We start from the raw sequence: 13,279 nt of genomic DNA, 5'->3' as shown, positions 1-13,279 counted from the left end.
TAGCAGCTTTACAATTAAAAAATTCCTTGATGGAAGAGATATCTGTGCTTGCGAGTGCTGTCCCTGTCTCATTCATTGATAAACTTGCGATGAATAATAATTTATTCCGCATTCTTAATCCTTTTATTTTACTTCTATTGTTTTTGATTATTTTCAAATTTTCAAAAATCACACAGCTTCTTTTTCCCGATTTCATCAAAAGAAATTCTGTAAAAGACTCAAAAAGTGAGGAATACCAGCTTTATTTTTTGTTTATTGGAATTATAATTCCTTTTCTAGAAATTAGCTTTGAAATTTTTGAAATAAGAGATTCCAGCTTGTTAGCTACAAATTCTTTCATAGGTATTTTCTTTTTGGGACTTTATTTTTTAAGCAAAAAAAATGATTTTATTTACCGGAATGGAGAGAAAATTTTCCGAGTATTATTCTTAATAGCTCTAGTTTACATTGCTCGAAATATCATTTTATACTCTCCTGATATCATTCCTTCTATTGCATTTGTTACTGCTTTTTTCTTCTCGTATTCTATAGTAAAGCCACAAAAATGGTATTGGACTTTAGTAGCAATTGTTTTCATTTTCTTGCTTGTATTAATGGTTTTTGAAATCATTCCTATAAACACTGCCATCATTTTATTCAATTATTGCATAGCAGTTGTGGTGGTTAATTACATAAGACAGCTTTCTATTTTAAATTTAAAAAACAAACTCAATTTTAACAACCAAATTATTAACAAAGGGAACTCGTTAATTTTAGCAACGAATATTAAAGGTGAAATCGTATTTTGTAGTGAAAATGTTGAAACTATTTTAGGATATTCTGTAGATCAAGTAATGGGCTTAGGTTATTGGAAATTAACTGAGGATACGGAGTTTTATGGCGAAGATTATCACAAAAAATTTCAAGTAGATCGCGTATTTACACGCCGACTCAAGTGTAAAAATGGAGATTACAAGATCATTAGGTGGAATGACAAAAAATTTTCGGATGACCTCATCATTGGAATTGGCCAAGATGTTACTCATGAGATGGAAATGCAAAATCAATATGAAAACCTCATTCAAAACGCAATTGATTTAATTTATGAAGTAAATAACAGGGGGCAGTTTGTATTTGTAAACGAATTCTCTATCAAAGCTTTAGGATACAAAAAAGAACAAATAATTGGTAGTTATTTTACTGATTTCATACGTAAGGACTTTGAATCTTCCATGACTGATTATTATTTAAATAACACAACTGATAAAAGTTTTTTCCCTACCGTTGAATTCCCAATGATTAAAAGCAATGGCGATGAATTGTGGGTATCGCAAAAAGTAATTATTCGTCGTAACGAGCAAGGTAAAATTATTGCTTACTCAGGTATCGCCAGAGATATTACAAAGTTCAAAGAAATTGAATTCAATACCAAAACGCGACAGAAAAAATTAGACGAATACAACAAAACCATAACAAAACTATCTACAACCAATTTTAGTAGCTATACTAACCTTGAGCTTGGTATAAATCAAATTATTGAGACTGCCGCTAAAGTCATGAAATGTAACAGGGTAAGTTACTGGAAATATGAAAAAGACAAAATTATTTGTGAAAGTTTGTTCGAATTAGATCGAAATTGCTTCAGCAAAGGTGAAGTATTATACCAAGAAAATTTCCCTTTATACTTTGAGAAATTAACTACTCGGAAACAAATTTGTGCATCCAATGTTCTTAAAAAGAAAAGCTTAAAAGAACTTAATGCCGAATATTTCACAAAACATAATATAAAATCACTTCTAGATATTCCGCTAATTTTAAACGGTGAATTGTTTGCTATTTTATGTTTAGAATCGACCCATTATAAAATAAAATGGGACAACGAAGATATCAGTTTCGCTAAAACAATTGCAGATATTATTGCTCTAAATATTATTTCACAAAGCCGCTTTGAAACAGAAGGTAAACTCGCGTACAAAAGTGAACTTTTGTCTGCAATGGCTTTGTGTACCGAAAATTTCTTAAATTCTACTAATCTCAACGATATCTTTGAAGATGCTTTGATCATTATGGGTAAAGCAACCAAATCCCATCGATCTTATTACTACGAACACAATCAAGAAACAGGATTAATTAGTCAAAAGCACCGTTGGTTTGTACAAAACGATAAATTAACCGCAACCAACCCAAGACTTCAAAACATACCTCATTCAGAATTTGAAGATCTTTTAATTCCGTTATTAAATAACGAAATTTACGAGGCTACTATTTCGCATATCGAAAATAAATCGCTTCGCCAAAAACTAGAGGGTGTTGATGTAAAATCGCTAATATTATTTCCAGTTTTCATTAAAGATAAATTCCAAGGCTTTTTAGGCTTTGATGATACAGTAACTGAGCGCTATTGGAGCGAAGACGAGGTAACCATTTTAAAAACCTTGGCGCGTAATATTGCCTCTTCTATAGAACGCATTACCAATGAAACCGCCATTTATGAAAGTGAAGAGAAATTTCGTTCCTTAGCTAACAACATACCTGGAACGGTATATTTGTCAAACTACGATGAGAACAATACTAAAATTTACATAAACGATGAAGTAGAAAAATTAACAGGATATCCAAAATCTGCTTTTTTAAATAATGAATTATCGTTTATCGATCTCATTCATCCGGAGGATAAAATGAAAACGATTAACGAGCAAAAAGAAGCAATTGAAAATAAAAAGTCTATTCGACAAACATACCGCATTATCCATAAAGAAAATCGCGTAGTTTGGGTTGAAGAATTTGGAGATGCCATCTACAAAAATGACAAAATTGCTTTTTTAGAAGGAATTTTTATTGATATCACTGAGCGTGTAATTGCTGAAACCGCAATTCAAGAAAAAGAGCTGGCTGAAGCGGCCAACAAGGCAAAATCAGAGTTCTTAGCCAATATGAGCCATGAAATACGAACACCTCTTAATGGTATTATCGGCTTTACAGATCTGCTCATGAAAACGACGCTAGGACCTACTCAAAGTAAGTACATGAAAACCATTAGTCAGTCTGCACACTCTTTGCTTGATATCATCAACGACATTCTGGATTTTTCGAAAATTGAGGCTGGAAAACTAGAGTTGTACGTCGAAAAATGCAACATTATCGAACTTTTACATCAAGTGATTGATTTAATTTTAATTGAGTCTAATCAAAAAAAGTTAGCATTACAATTGGATATCGCAGAGGATTTGCCAAAATTCTTCTTGTTGGATAGTGTTCGACTAAAACAAATTTTGATTAACCTATTAGCCAATGCAGTAAAATTTACTGAAAAAGGAAGTATCAAATTAGAAGTAAAAATGCTCAACCCTCTTCAGGATGGTAGCGCTACTATTCGCTTTGCAGTAAAGGATACAGGAATAGGAATATTGGACGAAAATAAAAAGAAAATCTTTCGTGCTTTTTCACAAGAAGACGGATCTACAACAAGAAAATTTGGAGGAACTGGTTTAGGACTTACCATATCTAACCAGTTACTTGGACTAATGAATAGCAAGTTGCAGCTCGAAAGCACTTCCAAAAAAGGTAGTACCTTTTATTTTGACATAAAATTACAAACTTGCTCTGAAATTATTGTTAGCGAAAGTCTCTTTGATACTGATTTTAACACCATAAAAGACATGGTTGTAAAAAATAAAATAAGCTCAAAAATGGCAACCATACTAATTGTAGAGGACAATAAAGTAAATATGCTGTTATTAAAAACAATTTTAAAAAACCTTTCCTTTCCTACTACAATTCACGAAGCCGCAAATGGATCACAAGCTGTAGAGCAATTTGAAAAATGGAAACCTGATTTTGTATTTATGGATATCCAAATGCCAATCATGAATGGTTACGAAGCCACAGAACAAATACGAAAATTAGAATCAGGCAAACAGGTACCTATTATTGCAATCACTGCCGGAACCGAAAAACAAGAAAGAGACAACTGCCTAAAAGCCGGAATGAACGATTATATACCAAAACCAATCATTAAAGGCATTGTCGAGGAAACGTTTTTCAAATGGCAACAAGCGTAACAAAAACAGAAATTAAATAAAAAAAAGTAACAGTTAAATTAAAACTTATGAAATGGAGTGGCAGACGCGAAAGCGGAAATCTTGAAGACCGCAGAGGAATGTCTTCTGGTGGTAAAACAATTGTTGGCGGAGGAATAATAGGAATTATAATTCTTCTATTAAATACTTTTGGTGGTGAAAATGCGCAAATGCTAACTCCTATATTAGAACAATTAAATCAAGGCGGTCAAAGTGCGCCAACCGAGCAAAGAGACCTTACGCAAGCTGAGCTTACAGAGGGCAAAATGGTAGATGCGATTATAACTGACACTGAGGATGTTTGGACCAAAATTTTTCAAGAAAACAACTTACAATACAAAGAACCAACTGTGGTTTTATTTTCAGATGCTGTAGATACGGAGTGTGGAAGTGCGACATCAGCGTCAGGACCTTTTTACTGCCCTGCTGACCAAAAAGTTTATATGGACTTGACCTTCTTTAATGATCTAAAAACCAAATTTGGTGCTCAAGGAGGCGATTTTGCAACAGCCTACGTAATTGCGCATGAAATAGGACACCATGTACAAACCTTATTGGGTACATCAGCCAAGATGCGACAAATGCAACAAGGAAAAAGTCAAGCCGAAGCAAACAAATTATCAGTAGCTCTCGAGTTGCAAGCTGATTTTTATGCCGGTCTATGGACACATTACAATCAAAATATGAAAAACTTCCTTGAAGAGGGAGACCTAGATGATGCACTTAGCGCTGCACATGCCGTAGGCGACGATGCAATTCAGTCGAAAATTCAAGGGCATATCGTTCCAGAATCATTCACACACGGTACTTCCGCGCAACGTAAACAATGGTTTATGAAAGGCTATAAAAGTGGTGACATTAGACAGGGAAATACTTTCGAAGAACTATAAAGGTCTTAATGAATTAAAAAGAAAGATAGGGTTCGACCCTATTTTTTTTTACTAAAAAAACAATATTATAGTTAAAAGATTACAAAAAATAAGTAATGTTCGCTATAAACCAGCATATCAAAAAATTAGCAGTACCTTCGCGCACAATTAAAAGAAGTATTTTTTTATGTAAATACTTCGTAAAAACCATATATGTCATTCAAATCGTTAGGATTATCTGATGAGCTACTCAAAGCGATCAGCAAAAAAGGTTACACTACCCCTTCACCAATACAACAAAAAGCAATTCCACCCATTTTAGATGGAAAAGATGTATTAGCCTCAGCTCAAACCGGTACCGGAAAAACAGCTGGATTTACATTGCCAATTTTACATACGCTCGCTCAAGGAGTACAACTCCGTAACCGCCCAATTAGAGCGCTAATACTTACACCAACACGTGAATTAGCAGCTCAAATTTTAGCAAATATTAAAGAGTACAGCATCTTTTTAGACTTAAAAAGTGCCGTGATTTTTGGTGGAGTAAATCAAAATCCGCAAGTAACTCAATTACGCCAAGGCGTTGATATTTTGGTTGCAACCCCAGGACGATTGATCGATTTAAACAATCAAGGTTTAATAAGCTTGAATAAAATTGAAATCCTTGTACTAGATGAGGCTGATCGCATGCTCGACATGGGATTTTTAAGAGACATTGAGCGAATTTTAAAAATCATTCCTGCCAAAAGACAAAACTTATTATTCTCAGCCACGTTTTCTCCAGATATCAAAAAACTAGCAATGGGTATTTTACACCAACCCGTTCATGTTGAGGCAACTCCTGAAAACACAACTGTTGAAGCAATTGCTCAAAAAATATATCCTGCAGCCAAAGAGAAAAAAACCGAATTAATCATCAAATTGATTTCGGAGGGTAATTGGAAACAAACACTCGTTTTTACGCGCACCAAACAAGGTGCCAATAAATTGTGCGAGAGCATGAACAAAGCCGGAATTGTAGCTGCTGCCATCCATGGAAACAAAGGACAAGGTGCACGAACAAAGGCTTTAGACGGCTTTAAAAAAGGAACTGTCGCAGTGCTTGTAGCAACCGATATTGCTGCAAGAGGACTCGATATTCCATTATTACCGCACGTAGTTAACTTCGAATTGCCAAATATTCCTGAAGATTATGTACACCGCATTGGTCGTACAGGTCGCGCGGGTGCCAGCGGCGAAGCTATTTCATTGTTTAGTCCTGACGAAACACAATTTTTAAGAGATATCGAAAAACTAATTGGATTGCGCTTGCCTAAAGAGCAAATTCCAGGTTTTGAGGCCGACCCAAATGCATCTACCGCTCCTATTAAACAAGGGCAAGGCAGACCGCAACGCAATTCCACACCAAAGCAACCTAAAGCTGATGCTAGTAAACGTACAAGCTCAAATAGCTTTGGACCACGAAAACCTAAACAAAATAACGAAAGACGTTCATCTAACTAATATTGGTTGTTTTAGGAGCAGAAAATCTCATTTCAGATCCTAACTTGTCCCGCTTTCCATTGCAATCTCCCGAGAAAAATCGAGAGGATTTACACTTCAATCGGGGCTAAAATCACGTTTATCTTTCAAAATTAAAATCAAAACTACTTTCATTTACGAGAGTAGTTTTATTTTGAATTTATACTACCAATTTTCAATGACACTTTAATAGAACTAGCCCAGCCAACCATCGCGATCCAAACTTCGGTACTGAATGGCTTCTGTAATATGCATAGCTAAAACATTCGGAGCCGCATCTAAATCGGCTATCGTTCTTGCTACTTTCAAAATCCGATCATACGCTCGAGCCGACAAGTTCAACCGCTCCATCGCTGTTTTTAATAATTGTTTTGAACTTTCGTCAAGCATACAGTATTCACGAATATGCTTGGTATTCATTTGTGCATTGTAATGAATGTGGTCCATTTGCTCAAAACGCAATGTTTGAATTTCTCTTGCTGCCGTAACTCGCTCACGAATCGAAACACTATTTTCTGCCTTGCGATCATCTGATAATTTATCAAAAGGAACAGGAGTTACTTCAATGTGAATATCAATGCGGTCCAATAAAGGCCCAGAAATTTTACTCAAATACCGCTGCATTTCATATGGGGAAGAAGTTTGTGGAGCATCAGGATCGTTAAAAAATCCACTCGGACTCGGGTTCATACTGGCCACCAACATAAAAGAAGATGGATAAGTTACTGTGAATTTAGCTCGTGAAATAGTTACTTCTCGATCTTCAAGTGGCTGTCGCATCACCTCCAAAACATCTCGTTTAAACTCCGGCAACTCATCCAAAAACAATACACCATTGTGTGCCATTGATATTTCACCCGGCTGCGGATAACTACCTCCACCCACCAAAGCTACGTTTGAAATCGTGTGGTGCGGACTCCTGAATGGCCTTTGATTCATCAAGCCTACTTCTTTTAATTTTCCAGCTACACTATGAATTTTGGTGGTTTCAAGCGCTTCGCGTAAAGTCATTGGTGGTAATATACTTGGCAATCGCTTGGCTAACATGGTTTTTCCTGCTCCAGGCGGACCTATTAAAATAATATTGTGCCCTCCAGCTGCTGCAATTTCCATACACCGCTTAATGCTCTCCTGCCCCTTCACATCCGAAAAATCAAACTCAGGAAAGTCTAAGGTTTTATAAAACTCAGCTCTCGTATCTATTTTTGTAGGTTCCAAAGTACCCTTGCCTTCAAAAAAATCAATTACTTCTTGTACGTTCTCAACACCATAAACATCTAAACCTGCAACGATAGCGGCCTCTTTTACATTTTGCTTTGGCAGAAAAAAACCTTTAAAACCCTCTTCTTTCGCTTTAATTGCAATAGGCAAAGCACCTCGAATAGGTTGTAAACTGCCATCGAGTGACAGTTCGCCCATAATAATATACTCAGCCAACGCTTCGGCTTGAATTTGCGCAGAAGCTACAAGAATACCCATCGTCAAAGTTAAATCATAAGCAGAACCCTCTTTTCGTAAATCAGCAGGAGCCATATTAATTGTAATTTTTTTACCAGGCATGGCAAATCCGTTATTTTTAAGAGCGGCTGCTATGCGGTAACTACTTTCTTTTATGGCATTATCAGGCAATCCTACTAAATGGTAGCCAATACCTTTATCCATGTTAACTTCTACGGTTATTGTAGTTGCTTCGACTCCAAAAACAGCACTCCCAAAAACTTTAACTAGCATACAATCAATATTTTATTTTTAAAAGTAAATAAAATTTTAAATTATACCTACAAATCTTACATATTTTATCAATTATTGAACATTAACTAAAAAAGATTACATATCTCTGTAAATTTTTATTAAAATCACTTCAAATTGGTTGATTAACTATCAAAAATAAATGTTAAAATGTATTAAAGACAAGGAGAAATATTAACATTTTTTTACTTTTAAGGACTAATTATAAACTAAACTATGAAAAAAATCGTACTACTGCTGGTTTTAAGCATTTTCATGCCTAAATCCTATGCACAGGAGTACTTTCCTAACAACGAAAGTATCCCCAACAAGACCAACAATTTTACGGCATTTACTAATGCTAAAATTTATGTAACACCCACACAAATTATCCAGAAAGGAACTTTATTAATCCAAAATGGAAAAGTAGTAAATGCGGGAACTAATGTAACAATCCCAAAAAATTGCACTACTATTGATCTAAATGGTAAATCGATTTACCCATCGTTTATCGATTTGTACACTAGCTTTGGAATAGAGAAACCAAAACCTGCAGCAACAGCGGGTCGTGGTTCATTATACGATACCAAACGCGTGGGTTATTATTGGAATGAAAACATCAAATCAGAGCAAAACGCTTACCAAGCCTTTAAGTACGACCAAACTAAGGCCGAAGAATTACTAAAAGCTGGTTTTGGTGTTGTAGGTTCGCACATCCCTGACGGAATTGCTCGCGGTACAGGAACTCTGGTTGCATTAAATAATTTTGATAACAGCAATCAATTACTAACTGATAAGTTGACTAATCATTTTGCCTTTTCAAGAAGTGTAACAACGGCGCAATCTTACCCAAGTTCATTGATGGGAATGATGGCACTATTACGCCAGATGTACTACGATTTGGACTGGTACAAAAAAGGAAATTCCAAAACAAAAGATTTATCTCTTGAAGCATTGGCGAGTAATGAAAAATTGGTACAAATTTTTACTACCGAAGATAAACTGAACAGTTTACGTGCTGCCAAAATTGCAAAAGAATTCGGTCTAAACTACATTCTTAAAGGAAGCGGTAACGAATTTGAACGTATTGAAGAAATCAAACAAACGAATTCGAAATTCATTATTCCAATCAACTTTCCAGAGGCTTATGATGTTTCCGACCCGAATCAGGCCAACCAAATGGAGTTAAAAGATTTAAGATATTGGAATCAAGCACCTAGTAATTTAAAAGTATTGTCAGATAACGGAATTGTTTTTGCTTTGACCACTGATAAATTGAAAAAAATTGAAGATTTTAGAACCAATCTTTTAAAAGCCATCCAATACGGTTTTGATAGTACCAAAGCATTAGAGGCATTAACAACAGTTCCTGCAGCACTTTTAGGAAAAAGTAATGAAGTAGGATCTTTAAAAAATGGAAGTTTAGCCAATTTCGTGATTACATCTGGAGCAATATTTGACGCTAAGACGGTAATGTATGAAAACTGGGTACAAGGAAATAAATTCGTAATCAACGATTTAAACACCAAAGATATCAGAGGAAACTACGATTTAACCATTGGAAATGAAAAATTAAAATGGAAAATCAACGGAGAAATCAACGCTCCTAAATCAGAAATTACAACAACTGATGCTAAAAAAGTGAATTCAAAATTGACATTCACAAACAATTGGGTTTCTACAGTGGTAAAACCACTTGATTCGACCAAAACAAACTTTACTAGATTAATTGGTTATGTTGACAATACCGATAATTTATCTGGAAAAGCGGTTTTGTTTGATGGATCAGAATTGAAATGGGCTGCTGTAAAGACGGCTGCATTTGCAAAAGCAGTAGATTCTTCAAAAGTAGAAAAAGGACCAGCAATAATGCCTGTTACTTACCCGAACATTGCTTACGGAAACGCAAAAAAACTAACAGCAACTACCCTTTTATTCAAAAATGCAACTGTTTGGACGAACGAAAAAGAAGGAATTCTTGAAGAAACAGATGTACTTGTTAAGAATGGAAAAATTGCTGCCGTTGGAAAAAATCTTTCAGATGCAAGCGCCACTGTGGTAGATGCAAAAGGAAAACACCTTACTAGCGGTATAATCGACGAACACTCGCACATTGCCATTTCAAATGGGGTAAACGAAGGAGGTCACAACTCTAGCGCCGAGGTAACTATTCAAGACGTGGTAAACTCAGAGGATGTTAATATTTATAGAGAATTAGCTGGTGGAGTAACTACTTCGCAATTGCTTCATGGATCAGCAAACCCTATTGGTGGTCGCTCTGCCATTGTAAAATGGAAATGGGGTGCTGCTGCAGATGAAATGTTATACAAAAACCAACCAGGCTTTATCAAATTTGCACTTGGTGAAAACGTAAAACAATCGAACTGGGGTAATGTAAACCCAACTCGCTTCCCACAAAGTAGAATGGGAGTCGAACAAGTATTTACGGATTATTTTCAACGTGCAAAAGATTATGATACTGCTTGGAAAGCATACAATTCAAGCAACAAAAAAGGGAAAGCACCTCGCGTAGATTTAGAATTACAAACCTTAGCTGAAATTTTAAACAAAGAGCGTTTTATTTCTTGTCACTCTTACGTACAGTCTGAAATCTTGATGTTGATGAAGGTGGCTGAGAAATTCAACTTTAGAGTAAATACATATACGCATATCTTAGAGGGATACAAAGTTGCCGACAAAATGAAAGAACATGGTGTTGGAGCTTCTACTTTCTCTGATTGGTGGGCCTACAAATTTGAGGTGAATGACGCTATTCCGTTTAACGGACCTATCATGCACAACGCTGGATTGGTTGTAGCTTACAACTCTGATGATGCCGAAATGTCAAGAAGATTGAACCAAGAAGCTGCAAAAGCAGTTAAATACGGTAATGTATCTGAAGAAGATGCTTGGAAATTTGTAACCTTAAACCCTGCAAAATTATTACACATTGATGATAAAGTAGGAAGTATCAAAACTGGTAAAGATGCTGATATCGTGTTATGGAACGCCAATCCGTTATCGATTTATGCCAAAGCAGAAAAAACTTTAATTGAAGGTGTTGTATATTATGATATTCAAAAAGACGAAGAACAAAGAAAAGCAATCACTAAAGAGAGAAGCGAATTGATTGGACAATTATTGCAAGAGAAAAACAAAGGAATGAGCACACAACCTGCTAAAAAGAAAGAAAAAGTAGAATACCACTGTGATTCTCTTGAAGAATTGTAGTTAGTAGTACAATCGATTTCTTTAAATGTAGAGCACTGCTCGAATCAATCCTAAAATTTTAAAATTATGAACTATAAAAAAATAATGCTTGCAACCTTGATGCTTGGTGCATCTACTCTTTTGCAAGCGCAACAAACTCCAGCCAATAAGCAAACCAAGTCTGTTTTGATCTTGAATGCAACTGCACACATCGGTGATGGAACTGTTATTGAAAACAGCGCCATTGGTTTTAAAGATGGTAAAATAACGCTAATTGCCGATGCAAAAACGATCCGCTTAGCTGCAGATGCTTATGATACAACAATAAACGCGGGAGGCAAACACGTATATCCTGGCTTTATTGCACCCAACTCTACACTAGGTTTAGTTGAAATTGATGCCGTAAAATCATCTGATGATGAAAGCGAAATTGGAAGTATGAATCCAAATGTTCGCAGTATAATTGCTTACACAGCTGATTCTAAGGTAATCGAAACCGTACGACCAAACGGAATTTTAATGGCTCAAATTACGCCAAGAGGTGGAATCATTTCAGGCTCTTCTTCAATTGTACAATTGGATGCTTGGCATTGGCAAGACGCTTTGGTTAAGGAAAACGATGGAATGCACTTGAATTTTCCATCTACTTTTAGAAGAAGCGGTTGGTGGGCAGAGCCAGGAGCAATTGAGGCGAATAAGGACTATCCAAAACAAGTGAATGATCTAAGTTCTTTTTTCACCAATGCAAAAGCCTATTTGGGTGATACGGCAAAAGAGAGAAACTTGGTGTTAGAGTCTACAAAAGGACTATTTGATGGTACGCAAACATTGTACATTCATGCTAATGAAGAAAAACAAATCATTGATGCCGTACAATTTGCCAAACAAAACGGAATTAAAAAAATGGCAATTGTTGGAGGTTACGAAGCGTATAAAGCAGCTGAATTATTGCAAAAAAACAACGTGGGTGTATTGTTGAAGCGCGTACATGACATGCCAGAAAACGATGATCACGATGTTGATTTGCCTTATAAAAACGCAAGACTATTGACCGAAAAAGGAGTTTTAGTGGGGTTAGAAAACAGTGGCTCACACGAAAGAATGAACACCAGAAACTTACCATTCCTTGCAGGTACTTGTGCCGCTTATGGTTTAGATAAAGAAACAGCATTACAATTAATTACTTCAAATACTGCTAAAATTTTGGGTATTGATGAACAATGTGGTACCTTAACACAAGGTAAAGACGCGACTTTATTTATATCAGAAGGGGATGCTTTGGATATGAGAACAAATAAACTTACCAACGCCTTCATTCAAGGAAGAGCTATTAGTTTAGAAACACACCAAACCCGATTAAACGAGCGCTACAAAACAAAATACAATCAAAAATAAAAGAAAATGGGACTATTTAATGCAATTTTAGGAAATGCCTCAGAAGTCGATATCGAAAAAATTTCAGCTGAGTTTGAGCCCATCTTGATCGATGGAGAACATATTGAAAAAGCATACAAGCTAATCAAAGATCTCTTTTTGTTTACAAATAAGCGACTTATATTGGTCGAGAAACAACTTGTAGGCACCAAGGTAGACTATCTTACCATTCCCTATTCTAGCATTAAAAAGTTCTCAAAAGAAAGTGCTGGAATCTTAGATATGGATGCAGAGCTAAAAATTTGGCTGAATCATGATAATGCTCCAATTACAAAACAATTTGGAAAGGGAGGCAACAACATTAATGAAGTCTATAAAATTTTAAGCAAGCATACTTTAAAGTAAGTACTTTTAAATTCAAAGTCAAAGCGCTATTCGAGTCAAATCGAATGGCGCTTTTTTTATGCAGTGCATTTGCTTACTAAATTTATAGTGACTAATCTATCGGAAAGACCTCAA

At 35.7% G+C, this 13,279-nt stretch carries 7 protein-coding genes; 6 read left to right on the top strand and 1 reads right to left on the bottom strand.

The window, feature by feature from the left end; translation table 11 throughout:
- Window positions 1-29: 29 nt before the first annotated feature.
- From L1S34_RS11375 to L1S34_RS11365, 3 genes are all read left to right on the top strand, one after another.
- Window positions 30-4,040 carry a PAS domain S-box protein gene (locus L1S34_RS11375; RefSeq protein ID WP_236364115.1) on the top strand — a complete coding sequence of 1,337 codons (4,011 nt, stop codon included), beginning with the start codon at window positions 30-32 and terminating at the stop codon, window positions 4,038-4,040.
- A 47-nt stretch (window positions 4,041-4,087) separates the two neighbouring features.
- Window positions 4,088-4,948, top strand: coding sequence for a KPN_02809 family neutral zinc metallopeptidase (ypfJ, locus tag L1S34_RS11370; protein WP_236364114.1), 861 nt, complete (start codon window positions 4,088-4,090; stop codon window positions 4,946-4,948).
- 192 nt (window positions 4,949-5,140) lie between these two features.
- A complete protein-coding gene (locus L1S34_RS11365) occupies window positions 5,141-6,430 on the top strand; it encodes a DEAD/DEAH box helicase (RefSeq protein ID WP_236364113.1) in 1,290 nt (429 codons plus the stop codon).
- A 213-nt stretch (window positions 6,431-6,643) separates the two neighbouring features.
- Here L1S34_RS11365 and L1S34_RS11360 read toward each other — a convergent pair whose 3' ends face one another.
- Window positions 6,644-8,179 (bottom strand): YifB family Mg chelatase-like AAA ATPase, encoded by a 1,536-nt coding sequence (locus L1S34_RS11360; RefSeq protein ID WP_236364112.1) that lies wholly within the window; start codon window positions 8,177-8,179, stop codon window positions 6,644-6,646.
- A 234-nt stretch (window positions 8,180-8,413) separates the two neighbouring features.
- Between L1S34_RS11360 and L1S34_RS11355 the strand changes: the two genes are divergently transcribed.
- From L1S34_RS11355 to L1S34_RS11345, 3 genes are all read left to right on the top strand, one after another.
- Entirely contained in the window at window positions 8,414-11,407 is a 2,994-nt protein-coding gene (locus tag L1S34_RS11355) for an amidohydrolase family protein (RefSeq protein ID WP_236364111.1), read from the top strand.
- Between the two features lie 66 nt (window positions 11,408-11,473).
- A complete protein-coding gene (locus L1S34_RS11350; RefSeq protein WP_236364110.1) occupies window positions 11,474-12,781 on the top strand; it encodes an amidohydrolase family protein in 1,308 nt (435 codons plus the stop codon).
- Window positions 12,782-12,787: 6 nt separating this feature from the next.
- Window positions 12,788-13,165 carry a PH domain-containing protein gene (locus L1S34_RS11345; RefSeq protein ID WP_166133604.1) on the top strand — a complete coding sequence of 126 codons (378 nt, stop codon included), beginning with the start codon at window positions 12,788-12,790 and terminating at the stop codon, window positions 13,163-13,165.
- Window positions 13,166-13,279 lie beyond the last annotated feature (114 nt).

The sequence above is a fragment of the Flavobacterium sp. K77 genome (genome assembly GCF_021608205.1).
In the GTDB taxonomy this organism is placed as follows: Bacteria; Bacteroidota; Bacteroidia; order Flavobacteriales; family Flavobacteriaceae; genus Flavobacterium; species Flavobacterium turcicum.
This window is presented reverse-complemented; position numbering and strand designations above follow the sequence as displayed.

What these genes read in the sequence shown, in the direction of transcription:
- L1S34_RS11375 (WP_236364115.1), top strand. Translation starts at nt 30, where the DNA reads ATGGAAGAGATATCTGTGCTTGCGAGTGCTGTCCCTGTCTCATTCATT.
- L1S34_RS11360 (WP_236364112.1), bottom strand. Translation starts at nt 8,179, where the DNA reads ATGCTAGTTAAAGTTTTTGGGAGTGCTGTTTTTGGAGTCGAAGCAACT.
- L1S34_RS11350 (WP_236364110.1), top strand. Translation starts at nt 11,474, where the DNA reads ATGAACTATAAAAAAATAATGCTTGCAACCTTGATGCTTGGTGCATCT.
- L1S34_RS11345 (WP_166133604.1), top strand. Translation starts at nt 12,788, where the DNA reads ATGGGACTATTTAATGCAATTTTAGGAAATGCCTCAGAAGTCGATATC.
- L1S34_RS11355 (WP_236364111.1), top strand. Translation starts at nt 8,414, where the DNA reads ATGAAAAAAATCGTACTACTGCTGGTTTTAAGCATTTTCATGCCTAAA.
- L1S34_RS11365 (WP_236364113.1), top strand. Translation starts at nt 5,141, where the DNA reads ATGTCATTCAAATCGTTAGGATTATCTGATGAGCTACTCAAAGCGATC.
- ypfJ (WP_236364114.1), top strand. Translation starts at nt 4,088, where the DNA reads ATGAAATGGAGTGGCAGACGCGAAAGCGGAAATCTTGAAGACCGCAGA.